A 778-nucleotide genomic window follows, 5' to 3' on the forward strand; every position below is an offset into this window, starting at 1 on the left:
CCGGCCTCAAGGGTCGCCAGCGTACACAGTCCATCGAGTTTCTTCGGCAGCGCGTGAATGTTGGGCTCAACCACCTGGGTCGTGCCGCTGTGCCAGCGGGCAATCTGCGCGGCAATTTCCATCGCCGGACTTTCGCGCAGGTCGTCAATATTCGGTTTAAAAGCGAGGCCAAAACAGGCGATCGTCAGTTCGCTGGCCCGCTTGTTGGTGGCATTCAGGCAGTCCGCCACCTGCGCTTTCACCTGTTCGATAACCCATTCCGGCTTGTGGTCGTTGACCTCGCGAGCGGTGCGGATCAGACGCGCCTGCTGCGGGTTTTGCGCCACGATAAACCATGGGTCGACGGCGATACAGTGGCCGCCAACACCCGGGCCCGGCTGCAGGATATTGACGCGCGGATGGCGGTTCGCCAGGCGGATCAGCTCCCAGACGTTAATCCCCTGGTCGGCGCAAATCAGCGACAGCTCGTTGGCAAAAGCGATGTTGACGTCGCGGAAGCTGTTTTCCGTCAGCTTGCACATCTCGGCGGTGCGCGAGTTGGTCACCACGCATTCGCCTTCAAGGAAGATTTTATACAGCTCGCTGGCGCGAGCGGAGCAGACCGGCGACATGCCGCCGATAACACGGTCGTTTTTAATCAGCTCGACCATCACCTGACCGGGCAATACCCGCTCCGGGCAGTAGGCGATATTCACGTCCGCCGCTTCACCCACCTGCTGGGGGAAGCTAAGATCCGGGCGCATCTCCGCCAGCCACTCGGCCATCTGTTCGGTCGACC

General features: G+C 61.2%; 1 pseudogene. It reads right to left on the reverse strand.

From position 1 onward, the window contains the following. A pseudogene (gene wecC, locus HMPREF9538_RS33035) lies at nucleotides 1-778 on the reverse strand (UDP-N-acetyl-D-mannosamine dehydrogenase); the annotation flags it as partial.

Source organism: Klebsiella sp. MS 92-3 (assembly GCF_000195655.1).
GTDB lineage: Bacteria > Pseudomonadota > Gammaproteobacteria > Enterobacterales > Enterobacteriaceae > Klebsiella > Klebsiella pneumoniae.